This window comes from Kocuria massiliensis, from assembly GCF_900169715.1.
Taxonomy (GTDB): domain Bacteria; phylum Actinomycetota; class Actinomycetes; order Actinomycetales; family Micrococcaceae; genus Rothia; species Rothia massiliensis.
Genome location: NZ_LT835161.1, coordinates 1,422,388 through 1,444,899 on the forward strand (window position 1 = coordinate 1,422,388; position 22,512 = coordinate 1,444,899).

Here is a 22,512-nt window from a genome sequence, read left to right on the forward strand (position 1 = left end):
ACATGGGACACGTTCTCCGGATGCTAGATCACGGCATCCGAGAAGTGGTTGGGGTTACCGAAGCGGTGTGCCGTGATCGAAACGGCCTGTTCATGCAGGAACGGCAGCATTTCGATGCGTCCCGCCTCGGTGACCTCGTGGTGGTACACCGCGACGTCGGGACGGCCTCCAAGCGCCTCGAAGACGGAGCCGTGGTCATCACCGATGTAACGGATACGGCACCCCTCGAAACGAGTTCCTACCAGCCCCGCCGGCTTGATGTTGCGGATGCCCCGGAGGGAAGTCCGCCAAGCATCGTCGGTCTCGATCGTGATGTTGACTCCAGCGGACTCCAACGCACCACGAACATACACCGGCAGCTGGGTCGCCACGGACAGGTCGATCGGGGCTTCGGCGGCAAGGCCCGCCGCAACCACGCGGAGGGTTTCCGCAAGTGTTGCCGACTCGTCGGCACGCACGTGGACCCTCTGCGCCACGTAGCGCAGGATATTGCGCTCGATTCCCAGCTGCGAGGGGTCGTGGTGCACACCAAATTCGGTGGCCCAGGCCTCGGCATCCGAGGACGCCGACCTCGAGAGGAACTCAATCTGCTCCTGCGTCAGGGCGTGAGGCTCACGAGCCCTATTCAGCAGTTCACGAGCCTTTTCATTGGAGGGCGACGCGATGGCCGTAGCCTTCTTCGACGTCCAGTCCCCGAGTGCGATCAGGTAGTTGGGACCGCCCGCCTTGGTGCCCGTCCCCACCGTGGACTTCTTCCAGCCTCCGAACGGCTGACGACGCACGATGGCGCCGGTGATGCCGCGGTTGACGTAGAGGTTGCCCGCCTGAACGCGGTCCAGCCACAGGGCCAGCTCGTCGGAGTTCAGGGAGTGAAGTCCTGCAGTGAGTCCGTACTCGGGGGCGTTTTGAAGCTCGATTGCTTCTTCCAAGGTCTTGGCCGTCATGACGCCCAAGATCGGCCCGAAATACTCGGTGAGGTGGTATTCGCTACCCGGCTTAACTCCGGCACGGACACCCGGCGACCACAGCTTGCCGGACTCGTCGAGCTGCTTGGGTTCGATGACCCACTGTTCTCCCTCACCCAACGTGGTCAGGCCACGCAGGAGCTTGCCCTCGGGGGCCTTGATCACGGGGCCCATTTCCGCACGGATATCCGTGGGGTAGGCAATGTGAAGGGACTTGACAGCATCGATGAGCTGATTCCGGAAACGCTCCGACGTCGCGGCCGAACCCACCAAAATGACGGTCGAGCAGGCCGAGCACTTCTGCCCCGCGTGACCGAAGGCCGAATTCACGACGTCCTTAACCGCGAGGTCCAAGTCCGCGTTCGGTGTCACGATGATCGAATTCTTGCCCGAGGTTTCGCCGAACAACGGCAGATCCTTACGGAAGGAGCGGAACAGCTCAGCCGTCTCATAGCCGCCCGTCAGGATGAGGCGGTCCACATCCGGGTGTGCCACAAGTTCACGGCCAAGGTCGCGCTCGGAGAGCTGCACCAGCTGCAGAACCTCGCGGGGAACGCCCGCCTCCCACAAAGCATCGGCAATCACGGCGCCACACCGCTTGGACTCACCGGCCGGCTTGAACAGCACAGCCGAACCCGCAGCGAGGGCCGCCAAAGTCGAGCCCGTCGGGATGGCGACCGGGAAGTTCCACGGCGGGGTCACCACGGTGACCTTGCTGGGGTGGAAGTCGGCGCCGTCGACGGTCTCGAGCGCTTCGGCCAAATCGGCGTAGTAGTTGGCGAAGTCGATCGCCTCGGAAACCTCAGGGTCGCCCTGGTCAAGCAGTTTTCCGGCTTCGGAGGCCATGACCTCGAGCAATTCGGCGCGCTTGGCACCAAGCACCCGAGCGGCCTGACGAAGGATCGCGGCACGCTCGTGAGCCGGGCGAGCGCCCCACTCTTCCCCAGCCTTCTTGGCCCGAGCCACTGCATCCTGAACCTGCGAGACCGAGGTCAGCACGGAATCCTTGACCAGCTGGACGCCGAGTTCCGACGCCTCAGCTCGCCGCAGGATTTCCTTACCCCAGGCACGGTTATGTGCCAGCGAGGTATCTGTGTCCGGGGTGTTGTCGAAGGAATCACCCGGCGTGTATACGTTGTCGACCGTTTCTTCGTTCCGGTTCTGACGACGATTCGGCAACGGGACCTCGTCGGTGACCTTCTCGAGGGAACGCTCGAAGCGGGCCCGCTCACGGTCGAAGAGGAACTGGCTGTTATTGAGGTCGAAGATCGCCGACATGAAGTTTTCACTCGATGCGTTCTCCTCCAGGCGACGAACCAGGTAGGAGATGGCGACGTCGAACTCCGAAGGACGAACCACGGGCGTGTACAGCAGCAGCTGGCCGACGTCGCGCCGAACAACTTCGGCCTGCTGCGCCGCCATGCCGATGAGCATCTCGTATTCGACGTCGTCCAGTACTCCACGGTGCTTGGCGAGCAACCAGGAGAACGCGATATCGAAGAGGTTGTGCCCGGCCACGCCCAAGCGGATGTTCTTGGTGTGTTCGGGGCGGAGCGCATAGTCAAGTACGCGCTTGTAATTGGTGTCCGTGGCTTCCTTGGAATCCCAGGTGGTCAATTCCCACTTATGGACAATGGCCTCGACCATTTCCAAGGAAAGGTTGGCGCCCTTAACCAGGCGAACCTTGATCCGGGACCCTCCGTTGGCCACGCGCTCGGCGGCCCACTTCTGAAGTCGCTCCATCGCGGCCATGGTGTCCGGGAGGTAAGCCTGGAGCACGATGCCGGCTTCCAGATTCTTCAGGTGCGGCTGGTCGAGAATCTTGGTGAACACCTCGATGGTCATATCGAGGTCCTTGTACTCCTCCATGTCCATGTTGATGAACTTCGGAGTGGCTGACTGGGCCGCGTATTCGTAGAGCGGCGTCAGGCGTTCGACGGCACGGTCGACGACGGCGTCGAAGGACCACGGTGCATGCGGTCCCGAAACCGAGGAGACCTTGATCGAGACGTAATCGACGTCGTCGCGACGCAAGAGACGCTCGGTCTCACGGAGGCGATGCTCGGCCTCGTCATTTCCGAGCACGGCCTCGCCGAGGAGATTGATATTGAGTCGGTTGCCACCCGCGGTGAGGTGTTTGATGGCGGGCCCCAATTTTTCGTCACGAGCGTCGACGATCAGGTGGCTCACCATGTCTCGCATGGCTTTGCGAGCCAGAGGGATCGTGGGCCAAGAGAGCTTGGGAGCCACGATGCCGCCCGCGCGCACGGCGGCACGCAAATGGGGCGGAAGGAACTTCGGAACGATGGGGGCCAAACGGCCCAAGTTGCGACCGGCGGCCGCGTCATCCTCGGGACGAATAACCTCGTCCACGAACCCGACCGTGAATTCGAGGCCATGCGGGTCTTTGAGAACACCGGCGAGCTGCGCCGCAGCCTGATCTTCAGGAACCTCGCGAGAGGCCTCAAGCCACCCTTTAACGATTTCTCCGGCTTCGTGAGCCATAGTCTCGTATTCAGCGGAAGCGAAAGGATTCGATGACAAAGAGTGCCTCCTTTAAAAAGCATGAGCTATCAAGCACAGGCCGCGCACCGTTGCGTCAGCCTTCGACGCGCGCACGCACGTCTTCCCCAAGTATGTACCATGACTTAGGTAAGCAAAAGTTATAGGAACTTACAGGTATCCAACAGATCAGCTCACGAATTGGAGCCCATGCTCGACGTCAAAAAATTGCGCGTTCTCCAGGAACTCTCTTACCGGGGAACGCTCTCCGAAACGGCCGACACGCTTGGTTACACACCTTCCGCGGTCTCCCAACAACTTGCCGCGCTGGAGCGGGAATGCGGGCACAAATTACTGCAAAAACACGGTCGCGGCGTGAGCTTGACCCTCAAAGCTCGGACGCTAATTAAACACACGGAAAAGATCCTCCACGAACTCGAACTCGCCCAGACAGCCCTGGAGGCGACCGAGGAGACCCCCGGCGGCACCGTCCGGCTCGCCATTTTCCAAACGGCGGCCATGGCCCTATTGACGCCGACCCTGGAAGCATTGGGGGCCTCTTACCCCCATCTCAACGTCGAAGTCATTCAACGTGAGCCGGAGGCCGCGCTGGAACAAACCCACATGCGCGACATCGACTTGGTGGTTGCGGAGCAATATCCGCACCGGTCGGTTCGTGAATTCAATGAGCTCGATTCTCGTCCACTCAACGAAGATCCCGTGATGTTAGCCGTCCGCCCAGAATCCACCATTCAATCCATTAAGGATGCGGCCGAGGCCTCCTGGGTCATGGAATCGCGCGAAAACGCGAGCCGGGGCTGGGCGCAACATGTGTGCCGAACGGCCGGCTTCGAACCCCGAGTCACCTTCGAATTCAATGACGTTCGGGCACACATAGACTTGGTTGAACGGGGCCTGGCCGTCGCCTTGCTCCCGGGATTTGCCTGGTCAGGCACCACGCCTCGGGTTCGGTTGATCGAATTACCCAACCTTCCCCACCGGACTGTTTTCACGTCGGCCCGTCGCGATATGGCCAAGCGCCCTGCCATCGAGGCCGTGCGATGCGCTCTCGAAGAATCAGCCCGCCAAGTTAAATTGTTGTGACCGACTAGCGGACAACTCCCGCGGTCTTATCCAGGAGGATTTTGGCGGTCAGCGCATCGACCACCAGGTCTGTGACGGCGCGAGCCCTCAAGGCGCCCAAGAGAGCAGCGGCCCGATGCGGCCCCGAGACCACGCAGAGCCGATGTTCGATGCGCCGCAACTCCTGCGGCGTCGGCCCCGAAACCCGACGATTCATCTCGATGTCCTGCCATGTTCCGTCCTCGCGCAAAAGTACGGTACAGATATCGCCTACCACTTGCTCTCGCGAAAGAGCAGCAAAGTCAGCGTCGTCGAGGTATCCCGAACTGTAGACATGCGATGGGAGGGGTCCGTGGATGGCTCCCACCCCGAAGAGCGCGACGTCGGCTTGTGCCTGCAATCCCAGCACCCCGCGAATACTCCTCTCGCGCCACATTGCCTGCTTGGTGTCGGCAAAGTCGAAAAATGCCGGAACCGGGAAATGGACGATTTGCGAGCCAAAGGCCTCCGCAATGGAGTTGAGGATCGCCCCCGTGTACGGGATTCCGGAGCGTCGAGCATTACCCGCCCCGTTGAGCTGCACCACGACGGAGTCCGGAACCTTCCGGGGAACCAGATGGCGCGAGAGCTCCGTGACCGTGGAGCCCCACGCCACCCCAAGGATCGTTCCGGGATCCATGAGCCGGTCGAGCTCTACCGCCGCCACACGCGAGACCTGTTCCATCTGATGTATGGGCGAGGAACTGCTCCGCACCGGGACGACGTGAGCGTTGATATCGAAGAGCTTTTCCAAGCGAGATTCGAGTTCATCCCCTTCCCCCGTGGGCTCCCCCAAGGTGATCCGAACCAGGCCCGTATCCCTCGCGTATTTAAGGAGTCGTGAGACGGTGGCTCGAGACACGTCAAACTCTTTGGCCACCGCGTCCATCGTCAGGTCTTGCAGGTAATACATGGTCGCCGCTTTGTGAGCCAGATCATCACGTTTGTTCATGTCCACCCCACCCAAAGTGCACGTTCGTTCAATAGTCCTGATCATTCTTTCATAGTCGACTACAACTAGGAGAGAGACGTCACGAGTGTCACCCCACCATCGACGTCGAGAACCCTAGCCGCCAACATCAAGGAGATGTCATGAAAACTGCCGCAACACACCTGACCGCGGCCTCCCGCGCCGAAGCACTCGATGCGATGAGCGATTCAGAAGGCGTAGACATCCTGGTCATCGGCGGCGGAGTCACGGGCGCGGGAATTGCCCTCGATGCCGCGACGCGCGGTCTGCGCACTGCCGTCGTGGACGCCGGCGACTGGGCTTCCGGAACCTCGGCATGGTCCTCAAAGCTGGTTCACGGAGGCTTGCGGTACCTGCTGAACCTCGACTTCAAGCTGGTTGCGGAAGCCCTCAAGGAACGCGGTCTTCTCCTCACCAGCTTGGCCCCGCACCTGGTCAAGGCCCAGCCCTTCCTGTGGCCCCTGAAGATGCCGGTCATCGAACGCAGCTACTCCGCGATCGGCATCGGCATGTACGACGCGATGGCCATCGCGGGCGCCCGCGGTAAGAAGACCGTGCCGACCCAAAAGCATTACTCCAAGAAGGGCGCAAAGCAGCTCTTCCCCGACATCAAGGATGACGCGCTCACCGGAGCCATCCGCTTCTACGATGCACGCGTCGACGATGCACGCTTGGTCATCGACCTCATCCGTACAGCCGCCGGATACGGCGCCTTGGCAGCCAGCCGCGCCCAGGTCACGGGACTCCTCAAGTCCGAAACCGGCCGCGTGATCGGCGCTAAGGTAACCGATCTCGAAACCCAGGAGGTCCGCGAGGTTCGAGCCAAGCACGTCATCAACGCGACCGGGGTCTGGACCGAAGAGACCGAATCCCTGACCGGCAAGGAGCAGGGACTCGAGGTCTTGGCATCCAAGGGCGTACACATCGTCGTGCCCCGCGAACGCATTAATGCCGAATCCGGCATCTTCTTGCGCACCGAAAAGTCGGTGCTGTTCATCATTCCGTGGCAGCGCTATTGGGTCATCGGAACCACGGACACGCCCTACGATCAGGACGTCGCTCGCCCCGTGGCGACGGCGCAGGATATCGACTACATCCTGGACCACGCCAACGCGATTCTGGACAAGCCACTGACCCGGGACGACATCATCTCGACCTACGCAGGCCTCCGTCCGCTCCTTCAACCGGGCGTCAAGGGTGACGAGTCAACGCAGTCGACCAAGGTCTCCCGCGAGCACACCGTCGCCGAGGTGGTACCCGGCATGTCCGCCATTGCCGGCGGCAAGCTCACCACGTACCGCATCATGGCCAGGGATGCCGTGGACTTTGCGCTGGGAGCGACCGCGGGTGCACGGCCATCCATTACGGAAGACATTCCGTTGGTTGGGGCCCAGGGGTACCAGGCGGCTCGTACACGTGCGGGTCAGATCGCCGAGCAGTTCGGCTGGACCGCAGCGCGTGTGGATAGCCTGTTGGATCGTTACGGTTCGGAAATCGACGACGTCCTCGACCTGATCCAGGAAGACCCCGAGCTCGGGAAGCCGCTCACCAACGCCCCAATGTTCCTTCGGGCGGAGGTTCTACTCGCGGTTCGCTACGAAGGCGCCCTTCACCTCGAGGACGTCTTGATGCGCCGGGTACGGCTCGACCTCGAGCAACGGGACCGTGGCCTGTCCAGCGCCGAAGAAATTTTGGCGATCATGTCCCCCGAGTTGGGATGGAGCGCCGAAGACCGCAAACGCGAATTCGACAACTATGGTCAGCGTGTCAGCAATATTGCACGCGCCGAAGAGCAGAATGATGACGCAGGTGCATCCCAGAGCGTGACCGCCGACCCCGAAATCATGCCTCGCAAGATTCTGGGCAAGAACTAGTCCCTAGGGAATCGGGCGGGGCCTTATTGTCCCGCCCGATTCTCCATTTCATCAATCACCCGCCGGGATCGCCCCGGCAATTCTAGGAAACACAGACACGACGACGTGTCGGAAAGTAGCAGCAATGGCCGTTTCAGTCCTCGCCGCGGATTCTCCCGGAATCCTCGGAATTGCCCCTGACCTGATGAAAGATGGCGTTCCGACGACACTCGGCATGTTCACCTCCGAATTCGTGGGCACCCTCATTCTGGTTCTGCTCGGTTGCGGCGTCGTCGCCGGACAGGTTCTCCCCCGCACCAAGAACCACGCCGGTGGCTGGCTCATGGTGGCCTTCGGCTGGGGTCTCGGCGTTTATGCCGGCGTTTACGCTGCCTACGCCACGGGTGGACACTTGAATCCCGTGGTCACGCTGTCCTTCTGGGCCGCTCACAAGGATTTGGCTGAAGGCATCCCTTCCACCGCGGGCAACGTTTTCATCTACATTCTGGCCCAACTAGTCGGCGCCATCATTGGCGCGGTTCTCGTTTACTTGACGCACAAAAAGCATTTCGACCTCGAAGCTCCCGCAGCCGACAAGCTTGGAGTCTTTTCGACCGGTCCCGAAATCCGTTCTTATGGATGGAACTTCCTGACCGAGATTTTCGCGACTTTTGTGCTGATCGCCTTCGTCCTCTTCTCTGACAAGACGCCCAGTGAGGTCGGTCCGTTGCCGGTCGCTTTGGTCGTCTTGGCCATCGGCATCTCTCTCGGTGGGCCCACGGGCTACGCGATCAACCCGGCTCGTGACCTCGGTCCCCGCATTGCCCACGCGATCCTGCCGATCCGCGGCAAAGGATCCTCGGACTGGTCCTACGCCTGGGTTCCCGTCTTCGGTCCGATCGTTGGCGGTCTGCTCGCCGCCCTCGTCGTTCCGCTGGCCGTGTCCCTCTGATGTCCACGGTCGCAATGATGCGACCATTCTCGAAAGGCATACCTCATGAACGCTGCAAAGGATGAGAGAACGAACAGGGCACTGTTCTCCGAAACTATGAAAACTGATAAGAAATACATCCTCGCCATTGACCAGGGCACGACCAGTTCCCGGGCCATCTTGTTCGATAAAAAGGGCCAAATTAAAACCATTGGCCAACACGAGCACCGGCAGATCTTCCCGAAGGCGGGATGGGTCGAGCACGACCCTCAGGAGATTTGGCGCAATGTGCGTAAATCGGTTGCGGACGCTTTCTCCGACGTCGAGGTCAACCACCACGACGTCGCCGCCGTTGGCATCACCAATCAGCGTGAAACCGCCGTGGTTTGGGATAAAAACACCGGCAAGCCGATTTACAACGCCATCGTGTGGCAAGACACCCGCACGCAGGCCATCTGCGATGAACTTGCCGGTGATGATGGATACGACAAGTACCACGACCGCGTGGGTCTTTCCCTGAACACCTATTTCGCCGGCCCCAAGGTGAAGTGGATTCTGGACAACGTCGAAGGCGCACGGGAGAAAGCCGACAACGGCGACCTCCTGTTCGGCACTACCGATACCTGGGTGCTGTGGAACCTGACCGGTGGCACCAAGGGCGGTGTGCACGTCACCGACGTCACCAACGCCTCGCGCACCATGCTCATGAACATCCGGACCCTGGAGTGGGAAGAGGACATCGCCAAGGACTTCGGCATTCCGATGTCGATGCTCCCGGAGATTAAGTCCTCCGCAGAGATTTACGGTCACGGCGACGCTCGCGGATTCCTGCGGGGCACCCCCATTGCCGGCATTCTGGGCGACCAGCAGGCCGCAACGTTCGGACAAGCCTGTTTCGAATCCGGCCAGTCGAAGAACACCTACGGAACCGGCAACTTCATGTTGATGAACACCGGCAAGGAGCCTGTGTTCTCTGATAACGGCCTGTTGACCACGGTCGCGTACAAGATCGGCGAAGCCGACACGGTATATGCCTTGGAAGGCTCGATTGCCGTGTCCGGTTCCCTGATCCAGTGGTTGCGCGACAACCTCGAGCTCATCAGCGACGCCAACGAAACCGAAGCTCTGGCGACGTCGGTCGAGGACTCCGGTGGAACGTACTTCGTCCCGGCGTTTTCGGGCTTATTCGCGCCGTACTGGCGCCCTGATGCCCGCGGCGTTTTGGTCGGAATGACCCGCTACGTCAAGAAGGCACACATTGTGCGCGCGGCATTGGAGGCTACCGCCTTCCAGACCCGCGAAGTGATCGATGCGATGAACGCTGATTCCGATGTGGACCTCACCGAACTTCGCGTGGACGGCGGCATGACGGCCAACGAATTCCTGATGCAGTTCCAGGCTGATCTTTTGCAGGTTCCGGTGATTCGTCCGAAGGTTGTCGAGACCACGGCCCTCGGTGCGGCGTATGCGGCCGGCATCGCCGTCGGTTTCTGGGACGGCGAGCAGGATGTCGTGGACAACTGGCAGGAAGATAAGCGGTGGACGCCCAAGTTGGACGTTGACGAGGTCGAGCGTCAGTACCGCCTGTGGAAGAAGGCCGTACAGAGGACTCTCGATTGGGTCGACGAAGACACCAAGGGCTAGTTCCTGGGTGTACCGACTTCAAAGATCCGTCGGCCGCGACACTCCACCTGGTGGGGCGCGGCCGGCGGATCTTTTGTCATGATGGGCGATGATCGAGCTTTCGGTATCCCGGCACTCCATCGCCATTGATATTCCGGAATCAGAAAGGGCCTTGATGAACGACGCCGCAGGTCTCTTCGGAGACGACGCTTTCGACCGGGAGCCCCGCCAAATTGTGCCCGGTGTCGTCCACGTGCCCGGGTGGTTGCCCCTGGACCACCAACGCTGGTTGGTCGGCCAGTGGGACCATTGGGGTCGGGGCCCGATTCCCCCACATTCGCCGCTCATTCATGGGCATCCGATGTCCGTCCGCATGACTTCATTGGGTTGGCACTGGGACTCTGCCGGATTGCAGCCCCAAGCTCGGGAGTTCGGCGGCGCTTCACCCCTGCCCGTTCCTGACTGGCTGATCCGATGGGGACGTCGCGCCCTCGCCGATGCTTATCCTCGGGACCAGGCACCCGATTGGCCCGGGCTCAACGAGGATGAGCTAACCGCCTGGGCCGCTACATATACGCCCGACGTCGCACTCATCAATTACTACGAACCGAGCGCCTCGATGGGAATGCATCAAGACAAAGATGAGCTGTCCTCTGAGCCAGTCGTGAGCGTCAGCGTTGGGGATACCGCGCTTTTCCGGGTGGGTAATCCACAAACAAAGAACAAACCGTTCCGCGATGTCCGGCTAGCTTCGGGCGACTTGATAGTTTTCGGAGGACCCAGCCGGTACATGTTCCACGGAGTTCCGAAGATCCTCTCTGAGACGGCACCGCCGGATGGCCCAGTGAAACACGGACGATTCAACATGACGTTGAGAATGACAGGACGCACCTCATGAATGACGCACCCTCTGAAAGCTCGCTGGCGCGAAGCGAATGGGCCAACGGTAGCGCGATGATGCGTGACTACTACGACCACGAGTGGGGAATACCCGTCGTCTCCGAGGCTGGCCTCTACGAGCGGTTATGTCTCGAAGGATTCCAGGCTGGTCTTTCGTGGGCGACCATCCTGGCTCGCCGGGAAGCATTTCGCGAAGCCTTTGCGGACTTCGATCCCGACGTCGTGGCACGCTTCACCGATGACGACGTCGAACGTCTCGTCGGCAACGCCGCCATCATCCGCAGCGGCCCCAAAATTCGATCCGCAATTTCCAACGCGCGTGCAACCATCGCACTCCGAGATCACACGGAGCCTGTGCTGGCGGGATGGACGCTCCCTCTCCAGAATGGTGAGACCTTGGACATCGAGCCAGGCCTCCCCTCACTCATCTGGTCCTTTGCTCCCACCAGCACCCCGGCCCCCGAGGCCGCTTCCGACGTTCCGACGCAGTCTTCCGAGTCCGTTGCCTTGTGCAAGGAGCTCAAGCGCCGGGGTTTCTCCTTCGTGGGCCCCACCACCGCCTACGCATTGATGGAAGCCGTAGGAATGGTAGATACACACTGGGTCGGAAGCCACCAACGCGGCGTATCCCAGGTTTTTTCTCCGGAAGGACGACGAGCCGAACTGGTGTCACACGCCAGTCACGGCACCGAGACGACGGCGAACTAGTCCGCGCCGACGGTGATCGCTTCCGCCTCATCCTCTGCGGACTCATGGGGGCGCTTCGGCACCAGGTGGTGTCCGGAAAGGGCCAAGACCAAGATCGCGATCGCCAACGTGCACACGGCCATCCAGTACGGCGCGCCGGCTCCCACGGCATCGGCCACAGGCCCGGCAACGGCAGGCGCAATGGCGCCGCCGATAAAGCGCACACCCGAGTAGGTCGAGGACGCGATGGACCGAGGAAGGCTCGTTGCCTCCATGACGGTTTCGGTCAACGCCGTATTCATCACGCCTTGGAAAAGTCCAGCAATGACGATCAGGACGATGAGACCCACGAGGGAGCCATGAAGCGTCGCGGCCAAGATCATGGTCACGGCCAACAGTCCGAGCATGGAGAACAATACCGGCCGTAGACCGAAGGTTCGCGTCAGGATGGGGGCAATGAACACGGAGGCAATGGCCAAGGCGAGGCCCCAGCCGAAGAAGACGAATCCCAGCTGATGCGCACCGAATTCAGAACCTGACTTGGCCGCGGCGGCCTCTAACGGATACGGGGAGTACGCGAGCAACACGAAGAACGCAAAGTTGTAGAACAACGCGGTGAAGGCCAAGGCCCGGAGGGCAGGATCTTTGAGCGCCACAAAACCTGCCGTGAGGGCGTGCTTCTCACTGCGCTGAGCCGTGCCCTTCTTCGGCGAGCGCAATAGGGCTACGATCGCGATAAATCCGACCGCCATGAGAGCCGCGGTACCAAAGAACGGCCCTCTCCACGAGAGGGATCCGAGCACACCGCCGACCAGTGGGCCGACCGCCATGCCAATACCAAGAGCGGCTTCGTAGAGCATGACCGCTTGACTGCTTCCACCCGCCGCGGCACCGACGATCGCCGAAAGCGCCGTCGAGATGAACAAGGCGTTACCGAGGCCCCATCCTGCTCGGAACCCGATAATCTCACCCACGGTTCCCGACGAGCCTGCGAAGGCTGCGAACGCGACGATCAGCACGAGTCCAATAAGTAGCGTCGTCTTTATGCCAATACGGCTGGAGACCCATCCAGTAAAGAACATCGCGATGCCCGTGATGAACAGGTAGCTCGTGAAGAGGAGCATGGTCTGCCCCGCCGTGGCGTCGAGTTCGCGGCTAATCGCCGGGAGGATCGGGTCCACGAGCCCGATACCCATAAACGAAACCATGCATGCGAAAGCAATGGCCCACACTGCGATGGGCTGTTTGAACATCGATGGCTTTCCGGGCTTCCGCTGATCCGCGGCAGACCCGCCTGGCGCATCGACCATTGGCCGGGAGTCCATTGGAGTACTAGTGGTCATGCGAGTAATTGCCTCCTTAGCGGCAATGCCGTCCTCAAGAAACGGCGTTTCATATTGCTTAGCTATATTTATGAGCAAAAAAATATACTTCTCAGAAGCGCACTCGGCGGCGCTCGCGGGGCCCACTTCCGCGAGCCCCGCGAGGGAGCAACTAAGACTTCGAAAGGTCGAGATCGTTGGCGACTGAGTCAAAAATGGCTGCGGCCCTCCACAGAACCTCTCGCTCTTCTTCGGTGAGGTTCGCAATAGCCGGTTGAATTTTCTGCGTAGCCTTGCGCCGAAAGTCGTTCAGGACCTTCTTGCCCAAGACGGTGATCTCCATCAACTGGGCGCGCCCATCGTAGGGGTCCGATTGCCGGTTGACGAGCCCCTCATTCTCGAGTCTCTTGAGAACCCCCGTCATGGTCGGCTGGGTGATGTGCTCAGCAGAAGCGAGGTCTCCGATTCTCATGGGGCCGCTCAAAGTGAGGTTCGACAGCACTCGCAAGACGATGGTCGACCTCTCACGACCACTGTGACGCGACGCGGCCCGCACAAAACGGCTCGCCGAAACAATCAGTCCGGTGGCTTTCCGCGATTCACTCTGAGTGAGTTTTTCGTGCCCGGACGACGATCGAGGTGAGTGCGAATCTGACATGCTCACGATGATACCCCCATTTATATAGCATGGCTAATTATATTGAGGGGAATCCTCGACGGACGCCAGGTGCGGAAGAATCACCGTCTCCCAAATCCTCGCATTCACACCTCGAAAGGCCCCCATGTGACCCACCGACGAAACCCCTAAATCTTTCGGCGCATACCGAAAGTGTCTCCGATCGGAACTCCGGTAGAAGCCGAGCAGAGTTTTGAGTGCGGCCTTCGACATGACGACGTCGTCTTCGAAGGAAATGGCTGTAATGGGCGCCGTAATGCCTGAATACCCCGGCGCCAACCACGGCCGTTCGCCCAATATATAACGGGGGAAAGCAACCCAGCGCGTCCATTGGGCCATGACTCCCGCAGGGAGATTGCCAAAGAACCGCAATCTTCGCCCTGGAAAGTACCCACAAATTCGTCGAGCTATGGGACCGACAAGGAAAAACATCACTGCGCCGGGGAGCGCAGTTTGCCAGGGGGATTTCCAACCGGAGCCCACGCCCGTGGCCACAAAAATACTCTTTGTTACGCCCTGGTCCCCCGCAAGCCCCAAAAGTTGGCCGCCCAGGCTATGCCCCACCCACGTGACCGGCAGATCCGAATAATTCTCGCGTATCCAGTCCACGACGATGCGTGAGTCCCGACCCCAATCCAAAATGTCCACCGAGGAGTTCCGCAAAGACCCCTCGAGAGAATCTCCGTATCCCGAAAAATCAAAGGTGACCGCCATGAAACCTTGGCTGACCAGCCATCGCGCAAAGGCATTGTAGTGACGGGCCCGGGTAGCCATCGCGGGAACCACCAGCACAATTCCCGAGGCGTGCGCCGGCTCGCCCCAAACGTTCAGAGCGACGGGCAACCGTTGTGCACCTCGGAGCTCAACCCTCCGTGACTCGATCTTCTCTAAGACCTCATCGGTCGTCGTGGCTTCGATCATGTGGCTTGCTCCTTCAAAGACGCCGCTCTGAGGCACGGCACATGAGACACGCGTCTCACACCTATGGTGACCCTACCGATAGGATCGGAAACATTCCAGGCACCCCTTGGGTGTAGTTTCCGTGAGGTTCGAGGTTCCAGTGACTCGCACATTTCGACAGGTCGACGTCTTTTCCCCGGGACCGCTTCCGGGTAATCCGGTGGCCGTGGTCCACGACGCCGATTCCATGAGTGACGACGAAATGCTGTCCTTCGCGAACTGGACGAATCTCTCGGAAACAACGTTCCTACTAGCTCCCCGTTCAACCGATGCTGACTACCGACTTCGCATCTTCACGCCCGCTAGAGAGCTTCCGTTCGCGGGACACCCCACCCTTGGCTCGGCGCACGCTTGGCTGGAGGCCGGCGGAAGGCCTCGACACCCAGGGATCATCGTTCAAGAATGCGAAGCGGGCCTGGTTCGGGTTCGGTCCGCCGAGAATCGGCTCGCCTTTATGGCGCCCCCGCTGACGAGATACGAAAATGTGGAGCCACGGATAATGGGCCGTCTCTCCGAATGCCTCAGAATCGACCCGTCGGATATCCGTGATGCTCAGTGGATCGATAACGGTCCAGGGTGGGTCGGAGTTTTGCTCCCCTCTGCCCAGTTCGTCCTCGATCTCAACCCCGACCTGTCCTTGGTGAAGGCCTCTGGGCTGAAGATTGGTGTCGCCGGTTTCTTCAGCGAAAATCCGGCTCCGGCGGACCTTGAGGTCCGGGCATTCGGTGCCGGGGACGGATCGTCCGAGGATCCCGTGACAGGAAGCTTGAATGCCGGCCTTGCGCGATGGTTTACGGACACCCATCGCGTCGGACATTCCTATAGTGCCCGACAGGGAACGACCTTGGGACGAGGAGGGTTTATCCACGTCACGCGGGACGATGAGGTGATCTGGGTGTCGGGCGCCACGAGGACCGTCATTTCGGGGAACCTCGATTGGTAAGACGGCGGTCGACCGCCCCTCCCGAAGCAGGGAGGCCTGTGTGCGGAGCCGCCCCACGTCGATGACCGACGTGGGGCGGCGTGGGGACCCCGGATTCCTTCCGGGTCCCGAGATCGTGGCGTCTGGTTACCGATCGTCCGAATCAAGACGGACGATCATCTTGCCGGTGTTAGCGCCTTCCATCATGGAAATGAAGGCTTCCGGTGCGTGATCCAGGCCGTCCACGACGGTTTCGTCGTACTGGATCTTGCCGTCACCAAACCAGGAGCTCATGGCTTGCTGGAATTCACCGGCGTACTCCATGTAGTCGCCCACAATGAATCCCTTGAGCATCAAGGATTGCTTGACCATATTCGCCATGTTGTCCGGCCCGGCCGGAGCCTCAGTCACGTTGTACTGACTGATCGCGCCGCAGAGGGCCGCCCGGCCGTAGCGGTTGAGGGAATCCAACGCGGCCTCAAGATGGTCTCCGCCCACATTGTCGAAGTACACGTCGATGCCGTTCGGCGCAGCCTTCGCAAGCTGCTCCCGAATGGGTGCCTCCTTGTAGTTGAGGGCGACGTCGTAGCCGTACTTCTCGGTCAGCAAGGCCGTCTTCTCGTCACTTCCCGCGGAGCCGATCACCGTTGATGCACCGAGGAGCTTGGCAATCTGCCCCACAGCGGTTCCCACCGCGCCGGCGGCTCCCGAGACGAAGACGACGTCGCCTTCCTTCAGTCCCGCAACCTTGGTCAATCCCATATAGGCGGTCATTCCCGTCAAGCCGACCATGCCCAAGTACACGGACAGGGGCGCCCCCGGAATTTCGGAAATCTGACGGAATTGGGCGGCGTCGTCCTGGGCGAGGTCACGCCAACCGAATTGGTGTAGGACGTAAGCGCCTTCCGGCAATTCCTGGCTCTTCGATTCGACCACTCGACCGACGGCTCCGCCGGTCATGGTCTCCCCAACCTCAAAGGGCGCCACATAGCTTTTCGCGCCGGACATGCGGCCACGCATATAGGGATCAACCGACATGAAGAGGTTTCGGACGCGCACCTGGCCGTCGGCCAGCTCCGGCAACTCAACGGTGGTCGTGGAAAAATTCTCGTGTGTGGGCCATCCGGTCGGCCTCGACGCGAGCTGAATCTGGGTGCTGACGTGGTTGGACATTACTGGACTCCTATCGACGGAATGACCTGAGCGACTATACTTCCAGACACTAATGTTCCCTACCCGAATACGCTCTCGATGAATCACACTTTGCAGGGTCTCAGGTCCACGTTGCACCAGTTGGACGGCAACGGCTATGGCGCCTATAAGCGCCTGAAAGGGAGCTACGATTACGGGGAATTCGACCTTGTGATCGATCACGTACAGTCCGACCCTTACGCACCACCGTCGTCGATCCGTGTGATTTTTTCACTGGCCGACACCTCGATACCTCACTCCATGTGCGAGGGCCACGACCGCCGGGTCGCCACCGCAGACTTCATCGCTCGCGATCTCACCAAACTTCTCTGTGGATGCTCTTATCGCGGACTCAGCATGAGTAAGCCCGGGCAGGAAATTCTCGAAAGAACCAACGTCGTCGTCAGCGACGACACCGTTGAGGTACGACTCAGCGTTTCACTACCGGCGGGCGGTCGGCGCATCAAGGGGCGAGCAGCCGCCCATGTGCTGACCAATGATCTTCCCGATCTCATCGAGCGGTCCGCGCTCTTGTCGGGGATGGACCAAGAAGCCCTGAGCCGACAGGTGGACCTCTATCTCGATCAGAGGAACCTCCAACATCAATTGGCAGATCGCGGCCTGGTGAGCTTCGTGGGCGATGGATCGGTCCTTCCGAGGTCCTCCGGCGATTCTGACCTTCCCCTACGCTCCGGAGTCGCTTTCCGTAGCCCACAGGCATTCCGTGAAGAGTTCACCCTTCCGTCTGGGCGCACCGTCACCGGGATGGGTGTGCCGCGCGGTATCACCGTCATTGTGGGCGGCGGGTACCACGGGAAATCAACACTCCTGAGGGCCATGGAACGCGGCGTCTACCCGCACGTCGGTGGAGATGGACGGGAATGGGTCCTCACCGCCCCCGACGCCGTATCCATCCGGGCCGAGGACGGCCGCGCGGTCACCGGGGTCGATATTTCGCCCTTCATCGCGAACCTGCCGTCGGGCACACGGACCGAGAGCTTCACGACGACGAACGCGTCCGGCTCCACGTCTCAGGCGGCTAATCTTGCCGAAGCTCTCGAGTTGGGCACGTCTTTGTTGCTCATTGACGAGGACACCTCGGCCACGAACTTCATGATTCGCGATCCAGCAATGCGCGAACTCATCCCTGCCGGTTCGGAACCCATTACTCCCTTTGTGGACCGGGTGCGCCCTCTTCTGGAAGAACGCAACACCTCTACCGTGCTGGTCGCCGGCGGAACCGGGGCGTTCTTCGGCGTCGCAGACCACGTGATCGCGATGGACGAGTACATACCTTCCGACGTCACGGCACGGGCCCACGAGATCGCTGCCCGAGACTCCACCGCAACCGGGAACGACGACGCCGCAGAGCCGATTTTCGCACGTCGCCCCCGGCGTGTGCCCCAGGCGGATGCACTCTCCCCCTCGGACCGGCGGAAACCGGCGAGGGGCCGTGGCCTCGACTCAATTCTGGTCGGCCGCGAAGACATCGACGTCGCCTACTTGGCTCAGCTCGTGGATTCGTCACAAACGAATGCCATCGCCCTGTGCTTGGAGGCGGTCACCCGGGAACTCGATGGGTCCACAGATCTCGTGGCCAGTGTGCACCACGTGATGGCAAGGCTGGAACGGGACGGCTTGGACGCGCTTGTGAGACGAGGAGGGCCTCGTGGAGACCTTGCCTGGCCCCGGGCGCAGGAGCTTCACGGAGCCATCAGCCGCTACCGCAAGCTCAAGCTCCGTTCATAGCTGGCTCTCGCGTAAAAGTAGTGGTAGCTCCACCGCGCCGAGGCCTTGCCCGGCCCTAGGCTGGAAGCATGTCACTTAAGAGATCACGTCATCAGAAAATCATCGCCGGAGTATGCGGAGGCATCGCCGAAGCATTGGATTGGACTCCCACCCGAGTCCGATTACTCTTCATCCTGTCCTTCCTCATTCCGGGGCCACAAGCGATTTTTTACCTCGTCGCCTGGATCGTGATCCCCAAGGAAGACCGCAACTAGCCTCGTCGCCTCGTCACCACGACGGAGTCTAAAAGCGTCGCCAATTCGCCATTGGGCCCCTCTGCCTCTCGGCGTCGAACTTCACAGATTTCCGTGGTCCATTCGGCGCCAAGATTCAGTGAATTCAGGTCCTCTTCCGGCTGAGGAAAATCACCCGGCCCATGTCCGCGGGCACTTTCCGACCACGGCGGGGGCGCCGCGTGGGAAATGATGCACAGCCTCCCGCCCTCAGCGACCAGCGAACTCGCCCGACGCAAGATCTCCACGCGATCCAATTCGACCGGGGACTGCAAGAAACTGGCCGTCACCAGGTCGAATGGCTCTACTGGGCCCCATTCGGCCAGGTCCGTAGCCTCGAAGTGGGTTGCCTCGGAGAGTCCTTGATCTTCAGCCGCCGCCCGTGCACGTGCCACGGCCGTCGCAGAAATATCGACGCCCGTAGCTTCCCACCCGGCGCTGGCGAGCCACAGGACATCCGCTCCCTCGCCGCAACCGAGGTCGACCGACCGTCCCGCAGGAAGGTCTTCGACCACTCCAACGAGCGTGGCGTTGGGCCGACCAGACCATATCCGTTCGGCTGAGGAATAGCGGTTTTCCCAAAATTCTCGAGGGTCAGTCGTGGCATCGTCGTTGTGAGCGTGGTGCATCGTCATGCCTTGAGCCTAGACTCGAGATTGCTTGTGTGGCAAAGTTATTTGCCGAAACAGCAACAAGTAGGGAAACCATGGACGATCAACTATCTCGTGTTGGGCCGCGCTTACGAGCGGCGCGCTTCGGGCAAGGCTTGACTCTTGAAGGCCTCGCGGAACGAGCGGGCCTCTCGGCGAGCACGCTGTCTCGCTTGGAGGCCGGAAAACGTCAAGCGAGCCTCGAGCTTCTCCTACCCCTTACCCGTCAGCTCGGGATGAGCTTGGACGAGTTGGTCCACCCGAGCACCCCAGACCCTCGTGTACGCCGTCCCAGTTTCCGGCGAGCGGGCGTCGTGGTCGAACCGCTGGCACCAGAGGGTTCCTCCGTACACGTGTTCAAGATGACGCACTTGCCAACCCGAGAGGTACCACGTCCGGGGGTGCACCCTGGATTCGAGTGGTTGTACGTTCTCTCTGGAGAGCTGCGCCTCCAGCTCGGCGAACGAGACATGACCCTGGGAGCTGGCGAAGCAGCCGAATTCGATACCTTGACTCCCCACGCCGTGACGGCGTCTGGATCCAAACCGGCGGTTATTCTCAGCATTTTCTCCAGGGATGGCGCTCGTTTCCACACGCACGAGATCGGCGAGGAGCCCGACCCCGACGCAGAGCCTCTACGGTCACATGCCTGACCGCTCTCAATTCACGGCCGCTATGGAGCGCCATCAAGTATGGATTTATCTGGGAGCCGCACTGGCGGGTTTGGCATGCGGACAGGTCATGCCGTTCATCGGGGCATTCTCCGCGAGCGCCGTGTGGGCAGCGCTTGTTCTGCTTATGTACGGAACGTTCACGCAAATTTCCAGTTCGGCCCTTCGTTCTGCGTGGTCGGACTGGCGTTTCCTCACCGCCGCACTGGTGGGAAATTTCGTGGTGGTACCGCTCGTTCTTGGGGCCCTTCTTCCGTGGCTTCCGGAGAACCCCGCGGTTCGGCTCGGAATCATCATCACCCTTCTTGCCCCGTGCACCGATTGGTTCATCACCTTTACGCACCTGGGTAAAGGTGACGCGTCTCGTGCCGCTTCACTGGCACCGCTGTCTCTAATCCTCCAAATTCCAGCGGTCCCTCTCTATTGGGCACTTCTCTCCCCCGCTGGCTCCGGGCCGGCGTGGGGACCAACAGGTATTCTGCCCGCAGTGGGAGTCATTGTGGTTCCCCTGACGATCGCCTGGCTGACGGAGGCTTGGCTTCGTTCACGTGACGCCCACAGCAACGATCCGGAGGATCCTCGATCCGACGGGACGGCAGAATCCCGCTGGCGATCGTGGTGGTCACGGATTCCCGTTCCAGCGCTGGGCGCCGTCATCTTTCTCGTGATGGCCGGCCACGTCAACGACGTCGCCGGGGCCGTAGACGTCATTCCCTCCGCGGGCGCCGTCTATGTGGGGTACCTGGCCATCGCACTAGTGATAGCGAAGGGGCTGAGCCTGGTGTTCAGGCTCAGCCCCCGAGGTTCCCGGACCCTGGCCTTCAGCCTGGGAACGCGCAACTCCTTCGTGGTGCTACCGCTCGCGCTCGCTCTCCCTGCGGGATGGGAATTGAGCGGCGTCGTCGTGGTGCTGCAATCCCTCGTGGAGCTACTCGGGATGATCCTCTACCTCTGGATTGTCCCCAAGCTCCTGTTCCGGGACCGTCCTGTTTAGTGGGCTCCGGCGGTGGCGGCCGGTTCGAAGACCGGAACCTTCCCCGTTTCCGGAACCTGGGTACCGCGCAGCGAGGCACCCTTCGTTTCCTTCATGAACAAGACCGCGATGAATCCAATCAGGCAGGCACCCATCATGTAGAACGCAGGTACCAGGTCGTTACCGGTAGCCCCGATCAAGGCCTCATTCACCATGGGCGACGTACCGCCGAAGATCATGGTGGAGACGTTATAGGCGATAGCGAATCCGGCATACCGTACCGGAGCCGGGAACATGGCAGGGAACGTCGCGGAAATGGTGCTGAGCTGAGGGATGTAGAGCAAGCCAAGAACCGCGAACCCAAGCAGCGCAAACCAGAAGCCCTGCGCCATGAGCAAATACATGGGAACCGACAGAATGAAGAGCGCGATGAGCGAGACGAACCACATGGGCTTACGTCCGACCTTGTCCGAGAGCGCGCCGCCAAATGGCATCACGACCATCATCGCGAACTGCGCGATGAACATAACGGTCAATGTGGTGGAACTGTCCATGCCGACGGAACTTTCCAGATAGGTCGGCATATACGTCAACAGCGTGTAGTTGACGACGTTCACGGCCACGACCAGGCCGAACACGATGGCCATCTGGCCCTTGTGATGGGCGAAGAGTTCTTTGAGCCCGCCGCCGACCGAACTTTGATGCTGTTTTCCTTCGAGCTCCTCAAAGATCGGCGATTCCGCGAGCTTGGACCGCAGATACCATCCGATCAAGCCGAGAGGGCCGGCCACCAAGAACGGGATGCGCCAACCCCAATCCATCATCGCCGCGTTCCCGAGGGTCAGCTCCCCAATCAAGACGATGAGCGAGCCGAAGGCGAAGCCACCCAGGGTGCCGAATTCCAAGAAGCTTCCATAAAAGCCTCGGCGATGATCGGGAGCGTATTCGGCCATGAAGGTCGCTGCCCCGCCGTATTCACCGCCCGAGGAGAACCCTTGAACCACACGCAATACCGCGAGCAGGATCGGGGCAAAGACTCCGATGGTATTGACGTCCGGCAGGACACCGATGAGGAAGGTCGCGGCCGCCATCAGGACGATCGTCAGGGCGAGAACGCCCTTACGCCCCATCTTGTCGCCGATCGGTCCCCAGACCATGCCGCCAATTGGCCTCATGATGAAGGACAAAGCCAGCAACGACAGCGTCCATAATTGACCGTTGTCGCCGGGGAAGAAGTGCTGAGAAAGGTACGCCGTCGAGACCGCGTACAGACCGTAATCAAACCACTCGGTGGCGTTGCCGATGGCGGAAGCTCCCACGGCCTTTCGGACTGTTTTGAGGTCTGGCTCAATGGGTGCCGGACCCGTTCCGGAATCCTTCTCGCTAGTCTGGTGGGCGTCGATTCGTGCTGGCGATTCATGTGCCATGAAATGATCCGATACTGTGGTTTAGCCGAATTGCGCTGTCAAATACGTTCATTCAACGGTAGATTGGCGGTCTGTGACAGTCAACACGGAACGAACCGCTCCATACCTGAATGTCGCGTCATCAGCGCGAAGTAGGCTGATGAAAA

At 60.7% G+C, this 22,512-nt stretch carries 19 protein-coding genes; 11 read left to right on the forward strand and 8 right to left on the reverse strand.

Translation table 11 applies throughout. From position 1 onward, the window contains the following. Positions 1-23: 23 nt before the first annotated feature. Complete coding sequence (locus B9Y51_RS10670) at positions 24-3,470, reverse strand: bifunctional proline dehydrogenase/L-glutamate gamma-semialdehyde dehydrogenase (protein ID WP_048678870.1); 3,447 nt, start codon at positions 3,468-3,470, stop codon at positions 24-26. A 207-nt stretch (positions 3,471-3,677) separates the two neighbouring features. On the opposite strand from B9Y51_RS10670, the gene B9Y51_RS10675 reads away from it, so the two are divergent. Continuing rightward, positions 3,678-4,571 carry a LysR substrate-binding domain-containing protein gene (locus B9Y51_RS10675; protein ID WP_048678873.1) on the forward strand — a complete coding sequence of 298 codons (894 nt, stop codon included), beginning with the start codon at positions 3,678-3,680 and terminating at the stop codon, positions 4,569-4,571. A gap of 4 nt (positions 4,572-4,575) precedes the next feature. Here the strand turns inward: B9Y51_RS10675 and B9Y51_RS10680 are convergent, their stop codons facing one another. Then, positions 4,576-5,541 carry a sugar-binding transcriptional regulator gene (locus B9Y51_RS10680; protein WP_048679035.1) on the reverse strand — a complete coding sequence of 322 codons (966 nt, stop codon included), beginning with the start codon at positions 5,539-5,541 and terminating at the stop codon, positions 4,576-4,578. A gap of 140 nt (positions 5,542-5,681) precedes the next feature. Here B9Y51_RS10680 and B9Y51_RS10685 point away from each other — a divergent pair, with 140 nt between their 5' ends. The 5 genes from B9Y51_RS10685 (at position 5,682) to B9Y51_RS10705 (ending at position 11,574) form a co-directional block, all read left to right on the forward strand. Then, a complete protein-coding gene (locus tag B9Y51_RS10685) occupies positions 5,682-7,433 on the forward strand; it encodes a glycerol-3-phosphate dehydrogenase/oxidase (RefSeq protein WP_085529633.1) in 1,752 nt (583 codons plus the stop codon). Positions 7,434-7,557: 124 nt separating this feature from the next. After that, a complete protein-coding gene (locus tag B9Y51_RS10690; RefSeq protein ID WP_065424217.1) occupies positions 7,558-8,364 on the forward strand; it encodes an MIP/aquaporin family protein in 807 nt (268 codons plus the stop codon). 96 nt (positions 8,365-8,460) lie between these two features. Beyond that, complete coding sequence (glpK, locus tag B9Y51_RS10695; RefSeq protein ID WP_082156644.1) at positions 8,461-9,987, forward strand: glycerol kinase GlpK; 1,527 nt, start codon at positions 8,461-8,463, stop codon at positions 9,985-9,987. An 88-nt stretch (positions 9,988-10,075) separates the two neighbouring features. Continuing rightward, a complete protein-coding gene (locus tag B9Y51_RS10700; RefSeq protein ID WP_245826159.1) occupies positions 10,076-10,864 on the forward strand; it encodes an alpha-ketoglutarate-dependent dioxygenase AlkB in 789 nt (262 codons plus the stop codon). Then, a complete protein-coding gene (locus B9Y51_RS10705) occupies positions 10,861-11,574 on the forward strand; it encodes a DNA-3-methyladenine glycosylase I (RefSeq protein WP_085529634.1) in 714 nt (237 codons plus the stop codon). Before B9Y51_RS10700 ends, B9Y51_RS10705 begins: the two co-directional genes overlap by 4 nt. On the opposite strand, the gene B9Y51_RS10710 is transcribed toward B9Y51_RS10705, so the two are convergent. The 3 genes from B9Y51_RS10710 to B9Y51_RS10720 form a co-directional block, all read right to left on the reverse strand. After that, positions 11,571-12,896: an MFS transporter gene (locus B9Y51_RS10710; protein WP_085529635.1), complete on the reverse strand. Its 1,326-nt coding sequence runs from the start codon at positions 12,894-12,896 to the stop codon at positions 11,571-11,573. The two genes, B9Y51_RS10705 and B9Y51_RS10710, sit on opposite strands and share 4 nt — an antisense overlap. Before the next feature lie 151 nt (positions 12,897-13,047). Continuing rightward, positions 13,048-13,533, reverse strand: coding sequence for a MarR family winged helix-turn-helix transcriptional regulator (locus tag B9Y51_RS10715; protein WP_085529636.1), 486 nt, complete (start codon positions 13,531-13,533; stop codon positions 13,048-13,050). A gap of 33 nt (positions 13,534-13,566) precedes the next feature. Further along, positions 13,567-14,472, reverse strand: coding sequence for an alpha/beta hydrolase family protein (locus B9Y51_RS10720; protein WP_085529637.1), 906 nt, complete (start codon positions 14,470-14,472; stop codon positions 13,567-13,569). A gap of 139 nt (positions 14,473-14,611) precedes the next feature. Here B9Y51_RS10720 and B9Y51_RS10725 point away from each other — a divergent pair, with 139 nt between their 5' ends. Further along, positions 14,612-15,454, forward strand: a complete 843-nt coding sequence (locus B9Y51_RS10725) for a PhzF family phenazine biosynthesis protein (protein ID WP_048678892.1) — start codon at positions 14,612-14,614, stop codon at positions 15,452-15,454. A gap of 126 nt (positions 15,455-15,580) precedes the next feature. Here the strand turns inward: B9Y51_RS10725 and B9Y51_RS10730 are convergent, their stop codons facing one another. Beyond that, positions 15,581-16,606, reverse strand: coding sequence for an NADP-dependent oxidoreductase (locus B9Y51_RS10730; RefSeq protein WP_085529638.1), 1,026 nt, complete (start codon positions 16,604-16,606; stop codon positions 15,581-15,583). 78 nt (positions 16,607-16,684) lie between these two features. Between B9Y51_RS10730 and B9Y51_RS10735 the strand changes: the two genes are divergently transcribed. Continuing rightward, positions 16,685-18,373, forward strand: coding sequence for an ABC-ATPase domain-containing protein (locus B9Y51_RS10735; RefSeq protein WP_085529639.1), 1,689 nt, complete (start codon positions 16,685-16,687; stop codon positions 18,371-18,373). A 68-nt stretch (positions 18,374-18,441) separates the two neighbouring features. Further along, positions 18,442-18,627 (forward strand): PspC domain-containing protein, encoded by a 186-nt coding sequence (locus B9Y51_RS10740; RefSeq protein WP_048678898.1) that lies wholly within the window; start codon positions 18,442-18,444, stop codon positions 18,625-18,627. Here the strand turns inward: B9Y51_RS10740 and B9Y51_RS10745 are convergent. Then, positions 18,624-19,280 (reverse strand): class I SAM-dependent methyltransferase, encoded by a 657-nt coding sequence (locus tag B9Y51_RS10745; RefSeq protein ID WP_085529640.1) that lies wholly within the window; start codon positions 19,278-19,280, stop codon positions 18,624-18,626. The two genes, B9Y51_RS10740 and B9Y51_RS10745, sit on opposite strands and share 4 nt — an antisense overlap. Before the next feature lie 71 nt (positions 19,281-19,351). On the opposite strand from B9Y51_RS10745, the gene B9Y51_RS10750 reads away from it, so the two are divergent. Both B9Y51_RS10750 and B9Y51_RS10755 read left to right on the forward strand, forming a co-directional pair. Further along, positions 19,352-19,948 (forward strand): helix-turn-helix domain-containing protein, encoded by a 597-nt coding sequence (locus B9Y51_RS10750; RefSeq protein WP_085529641.1) that lies wholly within the window; start codon positions 19,352-19,354, stop codon positions 19,946-19,948. Further along, positions 19,941-20,960, forward strand: a complete 1,020-nt coding sequence (locus tag B9Y51_RS10755) for an arsenic resistance protein (RefSeq protein ID WP_048678907.1) — start codon at positions 19,941-19,943, stop codon at positions 20,958-20,960. Before B9Y51_RS10750 ends, B9Y51_RS10755 begins: the two co-directional genes overlap by 8 nt. Here B9Y51_RS10755 and B9Y51_RS10760 read toward each other — a convergent pair. Continuing rightward, positions 20,957-22,366, reverse strand: coding sequence for an MFS transporter (locus B9Y51_RS10760; RefSeq protein ID WP_085529642.1), 1,410 nt, complete (start codon positions 22,364-22,366; stop codon positions 20,957-20,959). The two genes, B9Y51_RS10755 and B9Y51_RS10760, sit on opposite strands and share 4 nt — an antisense overlap. Positions 22,367-22,512: the final 146 nt, after the last annotated feature.